Source organism: Priestia sp. FW507-14D1A (assembly GCF_058781295.1).
On sequence record NZ_JBYSWQ010000001.1, the window covers coordinates 1,120,519 to 1,140,982 of the forward strand.

Consider the following 20,464-nt stretch of genomic DNA (forward strand, 5'->3'; position numbering starts at 1 on the left):
CCTTACTCACCGTACACGTATTTTAAAGCCGATTCCGCTTCTGCATAAGGAGCGTTTTCAGCATAATCTGTTGCATCATTAACGATGTTCATAATATCATCAAGCATTTGTTTTTCTCGTTCATCGGTTAACACGTTAACCTCTTTTAAATAAGTCGCAAAGTACGAAAGCGGATCGCTCTTTTTAGCTTCAGACAATTCTTCTGCTCCGCGATATGCACGATCATCATCATCACTTGAATGGGCAGTCAAACGCTCTGAAACAGTTTCAATAAGAGTAGGCCCTTCTCCTCTGGATGCACGATCTCTTGCTTCTTTTACCACTCGGTATACTTCAAGGACATCGTTTCCATCAATTGTGTAGCCTGGCATACCATATCCAATCGCACGATCAGATACTTTTGCGCATCCTAGCTGCTTTTCAACCGGAACAGAAATCGCATACTTGTTATTTTCACACATAAAGATAACAGGAAGCTTATGAACACCTGCAAAGTTCGCGCCTTCGTGGAAATCTCCTTGGTTAGAAGATCCTTCTCCAAACGTGACAAACGTTACTAAGTCTTTTTTCTCCAATCGTCCTGCTAAAGCGATTCCTACTGCATGAGGCACCTGTGTTGTAACTGGAGAAGATCCTGTTACAATTCGCTTTTCCTTATGCCCAAAGTGACCTGGCATTTGACGACCTCCTGAGTTTGGATCTTCTGCTTTAGCAAACCCAGAAAGCATTAAATCGCGCGCGGTCATTCCAAATGCTAGTACAACACCCAGATCGCGGTAATAAGGTAATATGTAATCATTCTCTCTGTTTAAGGCAAAAGCTGCGCCAACTTGAGCGGCTTCTTGACCTTGACATGAAATAACAAAAGGCACCTTCCCTGCACGGTTTAATAGCCACATACGCTCATCAATTTTTCTTGCAAGCAGCATAGTGCGGTACATTTCAAGTACTTGTTCATCAGTTAATCCTAATGATTCATGACGGTTTTTTGTCATGTTTAAACCTCCTTTAATCATCAAAAATGAATCGCTTTTCCATCTACAGCTAATGAAGCTTCTCCCATCGCTTCTGAAAGGCTAGGATGAGGATGAATGGTATGAGCAATTTCCCATGGTGTAGCATCCAATACCTTTGCAAGACCCGCTTCAGAAATCATATCCGTCACATGAGGTCCAATCATATGCACACCAAGAACATCATTTGTGTCGGCATCGGCAATAATTTTAACAAATCCCTCTGCCTCTCCATATACAAGAGCTTTTCCAACGGCCTTAAACGGAAACTTTCCAACCTTCAGCTGAAATCCTTGCTGTTTTGCTTCTTGTTCTGTTAATCCTACACTTGCTGCCTCCGGGCTGCTGTATACGCATTTAGAGATTGTTGTATAATCAATCTTCAAAGGCTTGTCACCATGTAAATGCTCCACAGCTACAATTCCTTCGTGAGAAGCTACATGTGCAAGCTGCAGTCCGCCAATCACATCTCCAATTGCGTAGATATGAGATTCTTTCGTTTGATAAAAATCATTCGTGGCAATCACACCGTTTTCTACTACAATATCAGTATTCTCGAGACCAATTCCTTCGACATTCGCTTGACGCCCTACAGATACAAGCAGCTTTTCTGCTTCATATTCTTGCATATCGTCTCCTACTTGAGCGGAAATTTTCACCTGACCATCAATAGACAGTGTATCAGCCATTACTTTAGCAGAAGTAATAATAGTAACTCCTTTTGCTTTTAAAAGCTTCGTCATTTCACGGGAGATATCTTGATCTTCTGTTGGTAAAATTCGATCGCTGTATTCCACAACCGTTACATCAACATCAAAATCTGTGAGCATTGACGCCCACTCAATTCCAATGACGCCGCCTCCCACAATAATAATAGAAGCAGGAAGTGTTTCCATCTTTAATGCTTCATCTGAAGTGATTACTTTCTCTCCGTCAATCGTTAAACCAGGTAATGTTCTAGGACGAGACCCGGTTGCGACAATTACATTCTTTGGAATAAGCATTTCGTTTTCTTCACCGCTTTTTAATTCGACGGAGATGGTTCCTGGCATAGGAGAAAAAATAGAAGGTCCTAAAATACGTCCAATTCCTTCATACACGTCAATTTTACCTTTTTTCATTAGCTGTTTAACACCGTTATGTAACTGTGAAACAATTTCTGACTTTCGTTCTTGTACACGTGCATAGTTCAATAGTACATTGGACGTTTCTACGCCAAATTCACTGCTTTTCTTAGCCGTTTGATAGACTTCTGCACTTCTTAGTAAAGCTTTGCTTGGGATACACCCTGCGTGCAGGCATGTGCCGCCTAACTTATTTTTTTCCACAACCGCTACTGATAGACCTAACTGAGAGGCACGAATAGCTGCTACGTACCCTCCGGTTCCACCGCCGAGAATGACCAAATCATATTCTTTTGCCACACTGCTTCACACCTTTCTGCAAACGCTATTAAGCGCCTTTATATTCCTTCACTTCTTCTTCACCTGTAAGCACTCGGAGAGCCCCTTCAGCTAGCGCTTGAAGCTCATTTTCTCCAGGATAAACAATGACATCTGCAATCCACTTTACATGATTAATAATCAGCTCAACAAACGCTTTTGAATAAGCAATGCCTCCCGTTAAAATAATGGCATCTACTTTTCCATGCAATACCGTACTGGCAGCTCCAATTTCCTTCGAAATTTGATAAGCCATTGCTTCGTAGATAAGCTTAGCTTTTTCGTTTCCATTTTTCACTAGCGCTTCGACTTTCTGCACGTCAGATGTGCCCAAATAACCGACAAGCCCGCCTTTTCCTACAAGCATTTTCATAATCTCATCGCGGTAATACTGACCTGAAAAGCAAAGACGAACTAATTCACCAACCGGTACACCGCCAGCGCGCTCTGGACTAAAAGGACCGTCACCGTGCAGGCCATTGTTCACATCAATTACTTTTCCGCGTTGATGAACTCCGACTGTAATGCCTCCACCCATATGGGTAACAATAACGTTCAGTTGTTCGTATGTGCTATTCATTTCTTTAGCCACTTTTCGAGCAACCGATTTTTGATTCAGCGCGTGAAAGATGCTTTTCCTTTCCATAAAAGGAGTTCCTGAGATACGAGCGATGTCACTTAGCTCATCTACCACCACTGGATCAACAATGTACGCTGGAATATTTAATCCAGACGCAATCTCAAACGCTAAAATCCCGCCTAAATTTGAAGCATGATGGCCGGCATAACCATCTTTTAAATCTTTGAGCATGGCTTCATTTACTTCGTATGTGCCGCCTTCAATCGGGCGTAAAAGCCCTCCTCTTCCACATACTGCACTTAATTTAGATAAATTAATCCCTTCTTCATCAAGTGCCTCTAAAATCGAGTTTTTACGAAACTCATACTGTGCATATATCGTCTCAAACTGATTCATTTGCTGTGAATCGTAGCGGATTGTTCGATCAAAAATTGGTTTATCGTTGTGAAACACGCCAATTTTCGTGGACGTTGAACCCGGATTTATTATCAGCATTCGATATTCGTGCATATCCAACAAATGTCCTCCTACCTTATCATTCTCATAAACGAAGGCTAGGTCGAAAGGATTTCATTTATTCCTTTTGCCTAGCCTTCAGCTCAAACATTAGCGCGTATGACGTCTACTTAAAATATGCTGTCCATTTTGTAAAAATTGACTGCGTGAACGACGCAGCTTTTCAATTCTTTCTTCAGCTAAGCGATCTGCTGCTAGATAGGTTGGAATGCCATCTCGTTTTGAGATTTCAACTACCTTTTCAATATTATCATAAATACCTTCAACTTTTTTCAGCGCACGCTCACGGTTATATCCAACTAGCTCATCAGCTACGTTAATAACGCCTCCTGCATTAATAACATAGTCCGGTGCATATACAATGCCTAATTCATGGATTAAATCACCATGACGCGTTTCTTTTAATTGATTATTAGCTGCCCCTGCAATAACTTTTGCTTTTATTTGAGGGATCGTTTCATCGTTAATCGTTGCTCCGAGTGCACAAGGAGCATAGATATCACATTCTACACCATAAATATCATTCGGGTCTACTGCTTGCGCACCAAATTCTTCTACCGCACGCTGAACAGCTTCTTTATTAATGTCCGTTACAATAAGTTTCGCTCCTTCTTCGTGAAGGTGGCGGCATAAATTATATGCTACGTTTCCTACGCCTTGGACAGCTACTACTTTTCCTTCAAGCATATCTGTTCCAAATGCTTCTTTTGCTGCTGCTTTAATTCCTCGGTATACACCGTAGGCTGTGACTGGTGATGGATTGCCTGATGAACCAAAAGCAGGAGATACACCCGTTACATAATCCGTTTCCTCATATACAATATCCATATCCTCTACCGTTGTGCCCACATCTTCTGCTGTAATATATCGACCATTTAATCCTTGAATAAAGCGACCAAATGCACGGAACATCGCTTCATTTTTGTCTTTGCGAGGATCTCCGATAATAACCGTTTTCCCTCCGCCTAAATTCAAGCCTGCTGCTGCATTTTTATAAGTCATTCCGCGTGATAAACGAAGCGCATCTTCAATTGCAGCCTCTTCTGATTCATATGTCCACATTCTCGTACCGCCTAGGGCTGGTCCAATTGTTGTATCGTGAATCGCAATAATGGCTTTTAAGCCTGAATCTTTATCTTGGCAAAATAATAACTGCTCATAATCGTATGTTTCCATATAGTCAAAAATTTTCATTGTTAGTGCCTCCTAAGAATTCTGTTGAGCGACGCTGATAGCAAGCGCCAGTGAGTATAATTTACTTTCTGATGAATCTGCTCTGGATGTTAAGACGACCGGAGCTTTTGCTCCCGCTAGAATAGCTCCAACTTTTGCTTTAGCAAAATAAATGAGGGATTTATATAAGACGTTCCCTGTTTCAATTGCTGGAACGAGTAATATATCTGCTTGACCGGCAACTTCACTTTGAATGCCTTTTTGCTTGGCTGCTTCTATATTAATGGCATTGTCGAGTGCTAAAGGTCCATCAATAACGCAGCCTTTAATTTGTCCTCTGCGGTTCATCTGTGTAAGAAGTGCAGCCTCTACTGTTGCAGGCATCAAAGGGTTCACAACTTCAACCGCTGCAATAGGAGCTACCTTTGGCATCTCGATCCCAATCGAGTGGGCAACGTTCACCGCATTTTGAATGATTTGAACTTTCTCTTCCAGAGACGGCGTAATATTCATAGCTGCATCTGTTACAAGAATCGGACGGTCATAGTGAGGAACGTCAAACACAGCTACATGTGATAAAACATTTCCCGTACGCAAACCATGCTCTTTATTTAACACAGCTTTTAAAATAAGCGATGTGGATAAATTCCCTTTCATTACGATATGAGCTTGACCTTGCTGAACTGAACGCACAGCCAATTGAGCCGCTTCTAAAACGGACTCCGTATGTACGACCGTCACAGCCTTATGAGTGAGTAAGGATGGGCGGTACTGCCTGAATAATTCATTAATTGTCGTTTCATTGCCAAACAAAATAAATTCAGAAACTTCCCTTGACACAGCTTCATACACTGCCTCAATTGTTTCTAAGTCTTCAGCTGCAGCAACAGCAACAGTCAAAGAAGACTGCTTAGCAACCCGAGATAAGATGGTAGCAAGAGTCATGGAATGTTCGACCTCTCCTTTTTCATTCTTTCTTTTGCTCCGTTTTAAAGAGCATACTGCGCGTTTATGCAGTCACCTAAAATACATGCAAGATTTGTGCCATCCACTGCATATATTACATAATATAGCTGCTTATATCGGTTCTTACGCACAAAAAAAATTTTTTATTGATTCTAACACCAAATAGAAAAAAAGAATACCTCTCTATTTATATGCAATAAATTGCACACCATGCATTTTATTGCATGCTGTTATTTGCAAGATTGTATTTTTCCAACTTATAATACAAAGAACGCAGCGAAATATTGAGCTGTTTTGCTGTTTTCGTTCGGTTATATTCGTTTGCAAGCAGCACTTTTTGAATAAGTTCCGCTTCGTAATTTTCCATCATGTGCGCTAAAGTCTTCCCTTCGAATACTACCTCTTCATTCACCTGATTTTTTTCTTTTTTGCCCTTACCTTCAAGTGAAGGGAGATGAACAGAATCAATCATTGTTTCTGTATAGTGCATATAAATAATCGCTCTGCCTAATATGTTTTCAAGCTCTCTGACGTTTCCTGGCCAGTCGTATGATCTTAATGACTGTAAAGCCCGCTCTGTTACTCCTTCAACATGCCGGCCGTAATCTTGATTAATTTTTGTAATTAAGTGTGTAACAAGCGCACCAATATCCTCTTTTCTCTTCCGAAGAGGAGGTATGTGAATCGGAATTTTGTTTAGCCGATAATACAAGTCCTGTCTGATGCTTCCATCAGCCATTCCTTTTTCTAAATTCACATTCGTAGCTGCAATAACGCGAACATTCACCGGAATAGGAGTCGTTCCTCCAACGCGAATAAGCTCTTTTTCTTGAAGCACCCGAAGCAGCTTAGCCTGCATATGAGCTGAGAGCTCCCCGATTTCATCTAAAAAGATGCTACCGTTATTGGCTTCTTCAAAAACGCCGCGTTTCCCGCCTCTTTTTGCCCCGGAAAAAGCTCCTTCTTCGTACCCAAAAAGTTCGCTTTCAAGCAAAGACTCAGAAAGCGCAGCACAGTTAATCCGGACGAATTTATTAAACTTTCGGCTGCTCGCATTATGAATCGCATGTGCAAACAACTCTTTACCCGTCCCAGATTCACCTCTAAGCAAAACAGTAGCTGGTGTTTTAGCAGCAAGTCTAGCCTGCTCAATTGCTAACTGAAACTCTTCAGATTGCCCAATGATATCAGCAAATGAATATTTTGCTTCAAGCGTTCGGATAATTTGACGCGCTCTTTTGAGTTCATTTGTAAGCTCTTGAATTTCAGACATATCATGAATAACGCCAACGCTGCCTTTTAATTTCCCGTCGACAATAACGGGTGCAACATTGACAACCACGTCTCTTTTACTCGGACCTAGCCTCATTCTTACACCTCGAACAGGACGCCTTGTTTGCAGCACCTTCATGTGCATACTGTCTCCTTCAGAGATATCAGCAGTCGCGGGCTGACCAATAATATCCGTCTTTTTTAAACCCGTAATTCTCGTATAAGCAGGATTAATTAAAATCCCTCTTCCTTCTTCATCGACAACCGAAATAGCTTCTTCAGAAGATTGAATAATAGCTTGAAGCATAGTTTGTACTTCTTTTAAGTTCGTAACTTCTTCTGCCAATCCGACAACGTCCGTAATATCTTTAAAAATGGAAAAGGCCCCAAACAGCTCTCCATTCTCGTCGAGTATTGGTATTCTAGTCGTAATTACCTTGCGTCCGCTATCTAACACAAATTCACTATTTTGATCAATCGTTTTTGTATGAAGAACATCAACAAGTTTACTATTTGGAATGACTTCATGAAGATGCTTGCCAATTACATCTCTGTGTGAAAAGTTCGTCAAGCGCTCGGCACTTTGATTAAATAGCGTAATATATCCATTCCTATCAATCACGACCATCGCATCATGAGCTGCGTTAAAAATAAGATCATATTTATACGATTCTTGCTTTAACCTCTGAATTAACTCTTCTTTTTCCTCCATCAGATTTGCCATAATTTCAGCAACCAATCCCGGCACTACCAGTGCATCAGCGGGTTTGCTTCTTTGCAATTGTTGAAAGACGCCTTGTTTACCTGTTGTTTCAACAATGACATCGAGCTGCTTTGTCATATAAGGCTCCCAATTCATTCCGGTTGAAATATCTTGTTCTTGCGCATGCAAAACAGCCGGCGCGTTAGCTCGTACGTCTACTACACCAATCACTTTCATAAATTCTGTTTCCAACAAGATTTTCAGAAGAGCTAATCCGCCTTTTCCTCCTCCAACGATCAACACATTTTGCATATTTTTTCACCTTTTCTACTTAATATGTACATATCCCGTGCAAAATATTGCATATACCTATCATATAAAAAAAGAAACGCTCTTGACAATTTATTTAGTTCTTTTATGATTCAAGTATAACGGTTTCGAAATGTAAACGCATTCATTTTAAAAAAGAGAAGCGAAAGGAGCATTTATGGTTCGAATTATCGCACTGCTAATCTTACTTATTCCCGGTATACTCGCTGGCTATGGCATTAAACTTATGAGAGATATGATTTTTGGCATCCTGCAATCCCCGTTCCCTTCTTTATTTTTGCAATTTTCAGTCGGGCTTCTATTATTTTTAATCGGCCTTGGATTTGTTGCCGGCTTTATTCTGCACAGAGACCGCAAGCGAAACAAAGTTCAAAACAGATTTCAAAAAGATAAAAAAACATCGCATTAATGCGATGTTTTTTTACGAAAAGCGTCCTCCAAATTGCTTCACCATTTTTTCTGGATAATCGGTAATAACGGATTCACATCCATATTTTCGAAGCTGCTCAGCTACTTTTACATCATTTACTGTGTAAGGTCGCACTGGAATTTGACAATCTTTTGAAGCCGCTACATTTACTTCATTAACGGTACGCTGATTAGGGTGAAGAGCTTTTGCGCCAAGATGCTGCGCATATACCCAAGGCTCATACATCGGATAAGAATATAAAATAGCTGTTTCAATCGTAGAATCCAGAGAACCAATTCGGGCTAAGCTGTTATGATTAAAAGATGAAATCATCGTTCGATCCTTCATCTTGTATAAATAAATTAAATCCAAGACTTTCATTTCTAAGTATGGATAGTCAAATATATTGTTTTTCAACTCAATGTTTACGCTAATTCCTTCACTTGAAGCCCACTCCATTACTTCATTTAACGTGGGGATTTTACATACTCCATACTTTTTTTTGAACTTATAGCTCGCATCTAATTTTTTTAAATCTTGATACGTAAAATCTTTTACATACCCTTTTCCATTCGTCGTTCGATCTACTTTTTCATCATGAATTACAGCAAGTTCTCCATCCTTTGTCATATGCACATCAAGTTCAATTCCGTGTGCTCCAACTCTCGCTGCTTCTTTGAAGGAAATCATCGTATTTTCAGGAAACGTTCCAGCTGCGCCGCGATGACCTATTACAAACATACTTGCTCAACTCCTCTATTATCACTTATTATTAACTTTAGCATTACTTAATAGTGAAAGCACGAATTTACTGTTTATACTTTTTTTACTTTCATTACTTTATATGCAAAAGGAGGTTGTTGTGTATGAGACCACTGCAAATTTCACCGGATACAGCCGTAAAATTAGCGGAACAATTAAATATCCCCCTAGAGCAATTAATGCATATGCCTCAGCATATTTTGCTGCAGAAACTTGCTGAATTAAATGCGAGCGAAGATAAAAAAGGATCTGAATAACAGATCCTTTTTTCTTTTGAATTTTCATTTCTAAAAATAGTATTACCTTCTCATTTCATTCCCTATAACATATATTAGAATATTTAATAATATAAATGTATTTTTAAAAATGCTTTTAAATAAGTAATTTAATACTTTTTTGTGTATATTTAATTATTTTTTGATTTTTCCATATAATTTCATTGACGAAATTATTGTTTTTCTACTAAAATAAAAAGACATTATATTTATTCCAGTACTTATATTCTGATTTTTTGATCAATTCAAACAAAAGAATTAAATAGTATGAGAAAAATTTAGGGGGACTTCATTATGCAAGCAGCTGTACAACACGAAAATCAGCAGCCAAATGGGTCTAGGAAAAAACACCCTCCTGGACTGTACTTATTATTCGCTACTGAGGCATGGGAAAGATTTAGTTATTATGGAATGAGAGCCATTCTGGTTCTTTATTTAACTGCTACCGCTGCTCAAGGTGGACTAGGGGTAGATAAAGCAACTGCACTGAGCTTATATGGAACATTCACTAGTGCTGTTTACATTACGCCGATGATTGGCGGATATTTAACAGACCGCTTCCTCGGAAGAAGGCTAGCCATCACTATCGGTGGTGTGATTATGGCACTCGGGAATTTTTCCATCTTCATTCATCAAAGTGTAGCCGCTTTGTATATCGGACTTGCTTTATTAATTATCGGAAACGGATTTTTCAAACCAAATATCTCCACATTGGTCGGAGATCTTTATGAAGAAAATGATCCTCGCCGTGACGGTGCTTTTACCATTTTTTATATGGGTATTAACTTTGGTGCATTTTTCGCACCGTTAGTTGTTGGATTAATGAGTTACAAATACGGATTTTTAACAGCAGCTATCGGAATGGTTGTTGGACAAATTTTATTTAACCTACTGGCTAATCGCTACTTAGGTGATATCGGGAAAGAGCCTACAGGAAAAGTTCACGCAGCGGCATCTCAAACATCAACTGCTCCGCTGTCAGCACGAGAAAAGAAAAGAACGGTTGCTATCGTTATTCTAGCCTTCGTTGTTATTGCTTTCTGGACAGCTTTTGAACAGGCCGGAAGTTCTTTAACGCTATATGCTCAAGATCAAATTAATCGTCAAATAGGTAGTTTCACGGTTCCAACAGAGTGGTTCCAATCATTGAATCCGCTGTTTATCATGATTTTAGCACCAATTATGTCACTAGTTTGGTACAAGCTCGGAAATTCAAAACGCGGTGATTTCAAAACGCCAACAAAAATGGGTATGGGACTTGTGACAGTGGGATTAGGATTCTTAATTTTAATTCCAGCCGTTATGTATACTGGTAATGACCCAGCTTTAAAAGTAAATATCCTGTTCATGATTTTCACTTACTTCCTGCACACGCTAGCTGAGCTTATGATTTCGCCAGTAGGGCTGTCTATGGTAAGTAGACTGGCTCCATTAAAGCTTGCTTCTCTTTTAATGGGCGTATGGATGGCAAGCTCTGCTGTTGCTAATAAGCTAGCGGGTGTTCTTGCATCTTATACACAGTCTTTAGGTTATTTCGATATCTTCAGCTTAATCGGAGCTGTAACAATTGTACTTGGAATTATTGTTCTGTTCCTTTCAAAACCGATTGCTAAATTAATGGATTAAAAAAAGCAGCCTTTTCTGAAGGCTGCTTTTTTATAATTTACTTATCTATATCCCATTTAAAATATGGACATGAATTTTCAATGCATCTTCTAAATCTTCTTTCAAACACAAAACCCTCATAACAATTAAATAAATTATTTCAATAAAATACTCCACTATGGATATGAAGAAAAACAAGATGCACGTTCTAACCTCAATATTTTCACCTCTTAAAACAAAATAAAAAGACCAATGAATGAGTAAAATTCATTGGCCCTGCAGTAAAAAGTTTATTGGTTTTTAGTTTACTATCTAGTGTAAATTCCAAAGATTTATCGGCATGTACTCTGTATTACAAAAGGTATCAGCTCACTCAAAACCCCGTAATTCCAGCAGTCCTATCCCTTTCAACTCGCTTTATGTTCAAGGCGTAATTTATCCGCAACCATAGCGATAAATTCACTGTTTGTCGGCTTCGCTTTTGACATGCTGACAGTATACCCGAATAATGACGAAATGGAATCAATGTTTCCTCGGCTCCATGCTACTTCAATGGCATGACGAATGGCACGCTCAACGCGGCTTGCCGTTGTATTATATTTTTTTGCAATATCAGGATACAGTACTTTTGTAATCGACCCAAGCAGCTCAATATCCTTATATACCATTGAAATGGCTTCTCTCAAATACAAATAGCCTTTGATATGAGCAGGTACACCAATTTCGTGAATGATGCTCGTAATGCTTGCATCTAAATTTGCTGGTTTGCTGTCGCGATGTGAACGCATGGAAGAAGATGAACGTTGCATAAATGAAGATGTTTGTCCGCTAACTTGACGAATATGATTCACTAAGTTTTCCATATCAAACGGCTTTAGAATAAAATAAGCAGCTCCTAAATCAACCGCTTTTTTCGTTACGTCTTCTTGCCCAAATGCTGTTAGCATAATGACATTTGGATAATTTTCTTTTTTCATTTCTTTTAACTGACCTAAAACTGCTAATCCATCTAGATGCGGCATAATAATGTCTAATACAAGAACATCCGGATCTTTATCTTTTAAAATGGATAAACACTCTTGTCCATTGTAAGCTACTCCGATTACTTCCATGTCTTCTTGCTCTGAAATATAATCTTCAAGCAAACCAATTAGTTCCCGATTATCATCAACCAAGCATACTTTAATTTTTTTCAATGCAGCTTCCTCCTCAGTCCTTTATGTTATACGTCGTTTCCTACGTGTCTCTATTCTTTATTCTAAAGGACAAATTCGACAATGCAACATTATTTCCTTTATTTTTTTAGAAAAAAGTCTTTTAAATGGAATTTATTCGATTTTCTCTTATTTTCTTTGTTTTTCGACGTTTTTCTCGTACATTTACGACAATAATTTTTATCAAAAAAAGCGAACTAATGACAACATTAGCTCGCTTTTTTTCGATTATTTTTATAAATATCAATTCCTGCTTCGTTAAGCATCCATTCAATATGGACACCATAACCCGAGGTAGGATCATTTACAAAAACGTGGGTAACCGCTCCAACGACTTTACCGTTTTGAATAATCGGGCTCCCGCTCATTCCTTGAACAATTCCACCTGTTTTCTTTAACAATTTAGGATCTGTAATTTTAATAACCATTCCTTTAGTAGCCGGAAACTTTTGAGGTATAGTACTCATAATTTCAATATCAAATTCTTCCACTTGATCATCATCTACTACCGTTAGAATTTTAGCCGGTCCTTCTTTTACTTGATGAGATAGGGCAATTGGCATTGCTTTATCCATTATTCCGTTTTCCATCGTTGAAGACAATTTTCCAAAAATACCAAAAGGACTATTTCGTGTAATATTTCCAATGATTTGTCTATCTTCAGAAAACCTTGCTAGCTTTTCACCCGGAACGCCGTTAGAACCTTTCTCAATTGATGTAACGGTCGAACGGACAATTTGTCCATCTTCTACTACGATTGGCTTTTTTGTATCCATATCCGAAATAACGTGGCCTAAAGCGCCATATTTTTTAGATTTTGGATCATAAAAAGTCATTGTGCCAATTCCTGCAGCTGAATCACGGATGTATAAACCGATTCTGTACGCATAATCTTGCTTATCTTTTAACGGATACAGCTTAGTATCAAACTGCTTTTTTTCTCTTAAAATATGCAGATTTAATGGTTCACCCGTTTTTCCTGCCTGCTGAATAAACGGTGTAATATCACTCATTTTTTCAATGGTTTTACCATTAATCTTCGTAATCATATCTCCAACTTGAATACCCGCAATTTCGCCAGGAGATCTTTTACCTTTTGCTGTATCTACCTGATGATAGCCTACAACAAGAACACCTTTTGAATTTAATTTCACACCGATTGATTGTCCACCTGGAATGACTTTAAAATCAGATAATACCTGCACATCTACACGCTTTACAGGAATACCGGCCAAATGAAGCATCAACTCTTCTTTGCCTACCTGTTTGCCTGCTACGGTCAGCTTCGCCTTGTTACTTGTTACATCGTAAACAGGTGATGAAGCTTCTACGCTAAGCGGTAATGTCGTATTAATTTTTTCTTTTTGCTGTTCAAATAAGACGATTTGTTTTGGAATGTGTATATATTGTTGCACAACTGGAATAAATCCTACAAAAATGAACGAAACAAGGAGAATCGCACCAATTATATGTCTGTATCGATTTTGCATGTTTTCACTCTCCTCGCTTCCTCGCCTAAATGGCTACACATTTAATTTAGCCTTCTTAGAGCGCATTTATAACAGAAGTTCAGAGAAAAATGAAAAGAAGTGCAAGGAAACATTTTCAGTTCCTCCATTTTGTATAAAAAAACACCTTTAACACATACTGTTACGTGTTAAAAGGTGTTTTTTTAAATGGTGTGCTTCATCTTATCCGCTAAATCTAAAAGCTCTTTGGCATGTTCCTTTGTTAAGCTTGTAATTTCAGCTCCTGCAATCATTCGACCAATTTCTTTTACTTTTTCGTCAACAGTTAATGGAAGAACAGACGTCGTTGTACGATCGCCTTTTATCTCTTTAGCAATAAAGAGATGAGTATCTGCCATTGCTGCTACCTGAGGCAGATGAGATATACAGAGAACTTGTGAATCAACAGAAATAGCATGTATTTTTTCACCGATCGATTGAGCTACTCTTCCACTTACGCCTGTATCAACTTCATCAAAGATAATGGACGTCACGCCTTGATGCTTAGAGAAGATGCTTTTTAACGCCAGCATAATTCTTGACAGTTCTCCTCCTGATGCTACTTTTGCAAGAGGCTTTAACGGTTCACCAGGATTGGTAGAAATATAAAATTCTACGTTGTCAATGCCGTCTTTGGTGAATTTTATTCTTTCTCCATTTACTTCAACATCATTTTTACCTGCATTTACAACAGAGAATTTAATTTGAAATACGGTCTTAGCCATATACAGTTCTTGAAGCTCATGATGGATGCTGTCCGTTAACTCTTGAGCAAGTTTTTTTCGAATAGCTGAAACGTTATTAGCTTCTACTAATAAATCCTGTGCTACACTGTTTAACTCTTCTTTGATCTTGCTCACATGCGTATCTCGATTTTCAATACGATCAATTTCATCTTCAATTTGCGCTGCATATTCTAGAATTTCATCTACACTTTGACCGTATTTACGCTTTAAGTGATTAATTTCATTTAAACGCGCTTCAATAAAATCTAAGCGTTTGGGATCAAATTCTAATAAATCAAGCTGCTGACGAATTTTATAAGATGCGTCTTCTAGCTGGTAGAAGCTCGATGAAATGATCTCAGAAATTTCGGCATAGTTTTTTTCCAGTGACGAAATATCCTCCGTATGATTCATGGCTACACCTACCCAATCTAAACCTTGGTGTTCACCGTGCAGCGCATTGTACGCATCGTTTAGCGACGTATAGATCTTTTCAAAGTTAGAAATCTTCAAACGCTCTTCATTTAGTTCCTCGTCTTCGTTCAGCTGCAAATTTGCCGCTTTGATTTCATCTAATTGAAATTGAATAAGATCGAGGCGATGTGCCATCTGCTGTTCATTTTCAGTTAATTGATCGAGCTGTTTTTTTAGCGATGTATACCTAGAAAATACCTCTCGATACTCCGTCAAAGCCTCTTCTACTTTTTCTCCTCCATATTGATCAAGAAGAGTTAAGTGACGATCTTGATTCATTAAATCTTGGTGCTCGTGCTGTCCATGTATATCAATTAACGTCTGTCCGACTTCACGCAGGATAGCTAACGTTACGAGCTTACCGTTGATCCGGCAAATACTTTTCCCATTTGTGGTAATGTCTCGGCGAAGCACAATCATTCCATCTTCCACTTCTAAACCGACTTGTTTAGCTTTTTCATGACTTGGATGCTGTTCTTCATCAAATAAGAAAAGTCCTTCAATTTCGGCTCTGTCTGTTCCGTGGCGGACAAACTCCGAAGAGCCTCTTCCACCTACTAACAATGAAATGGCATCAATAATAATCGATTTCCCCGCTCCTGTTTCGCCTGTTAATACCGTTAAGCCTTTTTCAAATGAAACAGAAAGTTCATCAATAATCGCAAAGTTTTTAATGGATAATTCAGCTAACAACCTGCTTCACTCACCTTTATAACATTTCTAAGAATCGGTCTGATATAATTTGCGTATCTTCAGGAGTACGGCAAATAATCAAACATGTATCGTCTCCACAAATTGTTCCTAATATTTCATCCCAGTCCAAATGATCAATTAATGCGCCAATCGCATTTGCATTTCCCGGTAATGTTTTCATCACCAACATATGCCCAGCTGAATCAATTTTTACAAATGCGTCCATAAGAGAGCGCTTTAACTTTTGTAAGGGATTAAAACGCTGATCTGCAGGCAAGCTGTATTTGTATCGACCGTCCATCAAAGGCACTTTGACTAAGTGCAATTCTTTAATATCACGAGAGATTGTTGCCTGTGTTACATTAAAACCTTGGTTTTTTAAAATATCTACCAATTCATCCTGTGTTTCAATATCATTATTCGTGATAATATCACGAATTTTAATATGTCTTTGCCCTTTATTCATGTTGGCACCTCACATTAATATGTAATCTTCTTTTTGTTTTGTTGTTTATAAGTCTTTCACTAATTAAGTAGCATAATGTGTTCAACTTGATTATGCACCTTTTGTATAAAGAGTCATAATCAAATCGCCAATGCTAAGTCTTTGCTTAACATTGGCCATTATTACTTTTTCTCTTTTAACGTCTTATGTGCTTCTTCGACTACTTCATGCACAGTGAGCGGAGCTTGATTTTCACCAAGTTCACGCTCGCCTTTCCAGCGCAGGTGGAGAAGGAATTCGATATTTCCATCTCCTCCCGTTATCGGTGAATACGACATGTTATATACATCGTATCCTTGACGAAGCGAGAAATCCACCATGCCTTGAAGGACTTCTTCATGCACTTTTGAATCACGTACAATTCCTTTTTTCCCAACTTGCTCTCTTCCAGCCTCAAACTGTGGCTTAACGAGCGCAACAACATCGCTGTGTGGAACAAGAAGTGTTTTTAACACAGGAAGAATGAGTCTTAAGGAAATAAATGATACATCAATAGAAGCGAATTCAGGCAAGCCTCTTGATAAATCAGCTGGCGTCACGTAACGGAAATTTGTTCGTTCCATTACTTCTACTCGCTCATCTTGGCGAAGCTTCCAAGCTAGCTGATTATAGCCTACGTCTAGCGCATAGGACATCTTCGCTCCATTTTGAAGCGCACAATCAGTAAAGCCTCCAGTAGAAGAACCAATATCAATCATGATTTTATCCGCTACATGGACATTAAATTCTTTAATCGCTTTTTCAAGCTTAAAGCCGCCTCTGCTGACGTAAGGCATTACTGCACCTTTAATTGTCAGCGGCGTATCGCGCTCAATTTTCTCTCCCGGCTTATCCAAACGGACTTCATTCGCATAAACAAGTCCTGCCATTACTGTACGCTTTGCTTTTTCTCTTGTTTCAATCAAACCTCGTTCTACTAATAATACATCTACTCGTTCTTTTTTTGTCACTTAACTTCAAGCCTCTTTTGTGTTGGTGTTACGAGTTTTTTAACTCGATTTATAATCTCTTCTTTGGTTAAGCCAATTTCTTCTAAAAGTTTTGTTACGCTGCCGTGCTCGATAAAGCGATCTGGAATCCCCATACGTTCAACGCGCGTATCATAATAGCCGTGCTCTGATGCAAACTCTAACACCGCGCTTCCAAAACCGCCTTGAAGTACCGCTTCTTCTACCGTAATCACAGGCTTATTCGTTTGGAAAATCTCATGAAGCATTTTTTCATCCAGCGGTTTAATAAAACGAGCATTTACCACTTTGACGCTGATTCCTTGCTTCTCAAGTTCTGCTGCTGCATCCATCGCCATTGAAATCGTTGTACCAAACGTTAAAATGGTTGTATCTGAACCTTCTTTTAATACGTCCCATGTACCGATTGGAATGTTTTTCAGTTCTGAATCTAGTTCAACACCTAATCCGTTTCCTCTAGCGTAGCGCATAGCAATCGGACCTTCTTCATAAGTCAAAGCAGTGTGAACCATGTGCTGGCCTTCATTCTCGTCTTTTGGCATCATAATAACAAGGTTAGGCAAATGACGTAAGAATGCAATATCAAACACGCCTTGATGCGTTTCACCATCAGCACCTACTAGTCCAGCGCGATCAATTCCAATAAATACATTTAGCTTCTGACGGCAAATATCATGAACCACCTGATCGTATGCACGCTGTAAAAACGTAGAATAAATAGCTAAAAAGGGCTTCATATTTTGAGTTGCAAGACCCGCTGCCATTGTTGTTGCATGCTGCTCTGCAATCCCAACATCAAACATGCGATGTGGAAACTCTTTTTGAAATGCTTCGAGTTTTGAACCTACAGGCATTGCTGGCGTTACGGCTACAATGCGATCATCTTCTCTAGCCATCTTCAATACCGTATCACTTACTAATTTACTCCAAGCAATCGGAACATTTTTGTCTTTAATAAAGTCACCAGACTCAATTTTGTAAGGGCCTGTACCATGCCATGCTCCGCTTTTATCGCTTTCCGCTGGCAAGTACCCTTTCCCTTTTTTCGTAATAACGTGAATCAGTACCGGTCCTTTTGTTTTCTTTGCATATTGTAACGTTTCCAATAAATCGTCATAGCTATGGCCATCAACCGGGCCTAAATACGTAAAGCCAAGATCTTCAAAGAACATGCCTGACACGACCATGTACTTTAGGCCATCTTTTACACGTTCTGCCGTTGCTGCAAGCTTCCCGCCTACTGCAGGCACTTTTTTCAGCAAGACTTCAAGCTCATCTTTTACCCAGTTGTATTTGCCCGCCGTGCGCAAACGTCCTAGAATACTGTGTACAGCACCCACGTTAGGAGCGATAGACATTTCATTGTCATTTAAAATAACGGTCATATCCGTTTGCTCGTGCCCGATGTGGTTAAGCGCTTCAAGAGCCATACCACCTGTTAAAGCTCCATCCCCAATGATAGGAACAATATGAGCTTTTGTTTTTTGTAAATCTCTTGCAGCAGCCATTCCCATTGCGGCTGAAAGAGATGTAGAACTATGTCCCGTTTCCCATACATCATGCTCACTTTCGTCACGCTTTGGAAAACCGCATAATCCTTTATATTGACGGATTGTATCAAACTCTCCCGCTCGTCCTGTTAAAATTTTATGGACATACGACTGATGCCCCACGTCCCATAAAAATTTATCTTTTGGGCTGTCGAACACTTTATGGAGTGCAAGCGTTAACTCAACAACCCCCAAATTCGGCCCTATATGACCACCAGTTGCAGAAAGCTTTGTAATTAAAAAACGACGAATCTCTTCACTTAGTTCTTCTAATTGTGTTACTGACATTTTCTTTAAAAACTCAGGATTTTTTATCGTTGTAAGATCCAAGGTGGATCACTCACTTTCGTACTTGTTATAAAGTTACCTTAATACATTGTCTATTGTTTTATACGTATAGTCAATTTTTAGTATTTCCTTATTACTTACAATACCTTTGATATTCTATCAGTAAACCAGTGATATTCAAAGGAAAACAGTGAAAAAATAGCCGCTAACACAAATGTGATAACGGCCACCAAGATATTGTATATGTCTTTCAAACCTATGCACTACGCTTTTATACAGTAGTAAAATCATTATAGCATAGCCCCTATTGGGACTCAATCTTATTTTACTGTATCACTCAAAAAACCTGACAGAACTCGTCATTAACTATCACGTTTTGCTATATATAAACAAATTTCTTCTAGTAATCCGTGCTTAATTTGAGCTTGACGTAACGAGAGAAGTGCTTGTTCAACATGATACTGTAACTTTTCTTTGGCCGCTTCCATACCTAACAAAGAAGGATATGTCGTTTTTTCATTTTCTGTATCACTGCCAATTGGCTTTCCTAATTTTTCTTCAGACCCTTCCACATCCAAGATATCATCTTGAATTTGAAACGCTAACCCTACATGCTTACTGAATTCTTCTAATAATTCTTGCTGTAGAGGCGTAGCTTTTGCAAGAATAGCTCCTGCTTTTACACAAAAACCTAGCAGCTTCCCCGTTTTGTGAAGGTGAATATATTCAAGCTCATCTAGCGTGAGCTGCTTTTTTTCGCCTTCCATATCCGCAACCTGTCCGCTGATCATACCTTCTGTTCCGCTTGCTTTTACCAGTTCTGTAATGAGCTGAAGCTTCATATGTGATGTAATCTCAGGATGTGCCGCTTCAGAAATGAGCTGAAAGCTATTTGTTAAAAGAGCATCTCCAGCTAATATAGCCGTTGCTTCGCCGTACACCTTGTGATTCGTCGGTTTACCTCTTCTTAAGTCGTCATCATCCATGCTAGGTAAATCATCGTGAATGAGAGAATATGTATGAATCATTTCCACTGCACATGCTGTTTCTAATCCCATGCTCTCGTCTTTTCCAAACGCATGTAGCGTTGCAAACAACAGCACTGGGCGAAGTCGCTTTCCTCCTGCCGTAAGAGAGTAAAGCATGGATTCCTTTAAGTTAACCGGAGCATGTAATGCTTTTACCACTTCAGGCAAGCGTGTTTCTACTCGATCTTTTGTAAAAGAAATATACTCTTTTAAATTCATTTCATTCACCATCACTCTTCCTCCTGCACCGAGAATGGCTCAAGCGTTCCGTCTTCACGTAAAATAGTTTCCATTTGCTTTTCAATATGCTGAAGACGATCGTGACAGAATTTTGAAAGAGTCATTCCTTCTTGGAATTGTTGAATTGCTTCTTCTAAAGGCACGTCGCCTTCTTCTAGCTTGTTTACGATGGTTTCTAACTGCTCCATCGCCTCTTCAAACGTATACTCTTTATTTGTCGCCATT

18 protein-coding genes are annotated in these 20,464 nt (G+C 39.1%); 3 read left to right on the forward strand and 15 right to left on the reverse strand.

All coding sequences use genetic code 11. The features are described 5' to 3' along the window. Positions 1 to 2: 2 nt before the first annotated feature. From AC3WJG_RS06220 to AC3WJG_RS06245, 6 genes are all read right to left on the reverse strand, one after another. Positions 3 to 995 carry a thiamine pyrophosphate-dependent dehydrogenase E1 component subunit alpha gene (locus tag AC3WJG_RS06220; protein ID WP_102812639.1) on the reverse strand — a complete coding sequence of 331 codons (993 nt, stop codon included), beginning with the start codon at positions 993 to 995 and terminating at the stop codon, positions 3 to 5. A 20-nt stretch (positions 996 to 1,015) separates the two neighbouring features. Beyond that, entirely contained in the window at positions 1,016 to 2,437 is a 1,422-nt protein-coding gene (gene lpdA, locus AC3WJG_RS06225) for a dihydrolipoyl dehydrogenase (protein ID WP_028410669.1), read from the reverse strand. Positions 2,438 to 2,465: 28 nt separating this feature from the next. Further along, complete coding sequence (gene buk, locus AC3WJG_RS06230) at positions 2,466 to 3,545, reverse strand: butyrate kinase (RefSeq protein WP_371400211.1); 1,080 nt, start codon at positions 3,543 to 3,545, stop codon at positions 2,466 to 2,468. Between the two features lie 96 nt (positions 3,546 to 3,641). Further along, positions 3,642 to 4,745, reverse strand: a complete 1,104-nt coding sequence (gene bcd, locus AC3WJG_RS06235) for a branched-chain amino acid dehydrogenase (RefSeq protein ID WP_013059125.1) — start codon at positions 4,743 to 4,745, stop codon at positions 3,642 to 3,644. Positions 4,746 to 4,757: 12 nt separating this feature from the next. Beyond that, complete coding sequence (gene yqiS, locus AC3WJG_RS06240; protein ID WP_028410667.1) at positions 4,758 to 5,669, reverse strand: phosphate butyryltransferase; 912 nt, start codon at positions 5,667 to 5,669, stop codon at positions 4,758 to 4,760. 238 nt (positions 5,670 to 5,907) lie between these two features. Then, positions 5,908 to 7,977 (reverse strand): sigma-54 interaction domain-containing protein, encoded by a 2,070-nt coding sequence (locus AC3WJG_RS06245; RefSeq protein WP_028410666.1) that lies wholly within the window; start codon positions 7,975 to 7,977, stop codon positions 5,908 to 5,910. A 175-nt stretch (positions 7,978 to 8,152) separates the two neighbouring features. Between AC3WJG_RS06245 and AC3WJG_RS06250 the strand changes: the two genes are divergently transcribed. Continuing rightward, positions 8,153 to 8,404, forward strand: coding sequence for a DUF2627 domain-containing protein (locus tag AC3WJG_RS06250; protein ID WP_013059128.1), 252 nt, complete (start codon positions 8,153 to 8,155; stop codon positions 8,402 to 8,404). Between the two features lie 12 nt (positions 8,405 to 8,416). On the opposite strand, the gene AC3WJG_RS06255 is transcribed toward AC3WJG_RS06250, so the two are convergent. Next, on the reverse strand, positions 8,417 to 9,145 hold the full coding sequence (locus AC3WJG_RS06255; protein ID WP_028410665.1) for a glycerophosphodiester phosphodiesterase: 729 nt from the start codon (positions 9,143 to 9,145) through the stop codon (positions 8,417 to 8,419). Between the two features lie 125 nt (positions 9,146 to 9,270). Between AC3WJG_RS06255 and AC3WJG_RS06260 the strand changes: the two genes are divergently transcribed. Then, complete coding sequence (locus AC3WJG_RS06260) at positions 9,271 to 9,423, forward strand: YycC family protein (protein WP_013059130.1); 153 nt, start codon at positions 9,271 to 9,273, stop codon at positions 9,421 to 9,423. 312 nt (positions 9,424 to 9,735) lie between these two features. Continuing rightward, positions 9,736 to 11,067 carry a peptide MFS transporter gene (locus AC3WJG_RS06265; protein WP_013084983.1) on the forward strand — a complete coding sequence of 444 codons (1,332 nt, stop codon included), beginning with the start codon at positions 9,736 to 9,738 and terminating at the stop codon, positions 11,065 to 11,067. Positions 11,068 to 11,453: 386 nt separating this feature from the next. Here AC3WJG_RS06265 and spo0A read toward each other — a convergent pair whose 3' ends face one another. The 8 genes from spo0A to AC3WJG_RS06305 all read right to left on the reverse strand — a co-directional run bounded on the left by spo0A (position 11,454) and on the right by AC3WJG_RS06305 (position 20,463). Beyond that, entirely contained in the window at positions 11,454 to 12,242 is a 789-nt protein-coding gene (gene spo0A / locus AC3WJG_RS06270) for a sporulation transcription factor Spo0A (RefSeq protein WP_013084985.1), read from the reverse strand. A gap of 227 nt (positions 12,243 to 12,469) precedes the next feature. Next, complete coding sequence (gene spoIVB / locus AC3WJG_RS06275; protein ID WP_016765539.1) at positions 12,470 to 13,750, reverse strand: SpoIVB peptidase; 1,281 nt, start codon at positions 13,748 to 13,750, stop codon at positions 12,470 to 12,472. 182 nt (positions 13,751 to 13,932) lie between these two features. Continuing rightward, positions 13,933 to 15,660, reverse strand: coding sequence for a DNA repair protein RecN (recN, locus tag AC3WJG_RS06280; protein WP_028410663.1), 1,728 nt, complete (start codon positions 15,658 to 15,660; stop codon positions 13,933 to 13,935). A gap of 16 nt (positions 15,661 to 15,676) precedes the next feature. Further along, on the reverse strand, positions 15,677 to 16,126 hold the full coding sequence (gene ahrC / locus AC3WJG_RS06285) for a transcriptional regulator AhrC/ArgR (RefSeq protein WP_013059136.1): 450 nt from the start codon (positions 16,124 to 16,126) through the stop codon (positions 15,677 to 15,679). A gap of 161 nt (positions 16,127 to 16,287) precedes the next feature. After that, positions 16,288 to 17,115 (reverse strand): TlyA family RNA methyltransferase, encoded by an 828-nt coding sequence (locus AC3WJG_RS06290; RefSeq protein ID WP_014458249.1) that lies wholly within the window; start codon positions 17,113 to 17,115, stop codon positions 16,288 to 16,290. Then, positions 17,112 to 19,013 carry a 1-deoxy-D-xylulose-5-phosphate synthase gene (gene dxs, locus AC3WJG_RS06295; RefSeq protein ID WP_028410662.1) on the reverse strand — a complete coding sequence of 634 codons (1,902 nt, stop codon included), beginning with the start codon at positions 19,011 to 19,013 and terminating at the stop codon, positions 17,112 to 17,114. The genes AC3WJG_RS06290 and dxs overlap by 4 nt, the downstream gene beginning before the upstream one ends. A 320-nt stretch (positions 19,014 to 19,333) precedes the next feature. Beyond that, entirely contained in the window at positions 19,334 to 20,230 is an 897-nt protein-coding gene (locus AC3WJG_RS06300; protein WP_013059139.1) for a polyprenyl synthetase family protein, read from the reverse strand. Then, a complete protein-coding gene (locus tag AC3WJG_RS06305; RefSeq protein ID WP_013059140.1) occupies positions 20,230 to 20,463 on the reverse strand; it encodes an exodeoxyribonuclease VII small subunit in 234 nt (77 codons plus the stop codon). Before AC3WJG_RS06305 ends, AC3WJG_RS06300 begins: the two co-directional genes overlap by 1 nt. Position 20,464 lies beyond the last annotated feature (1 nt).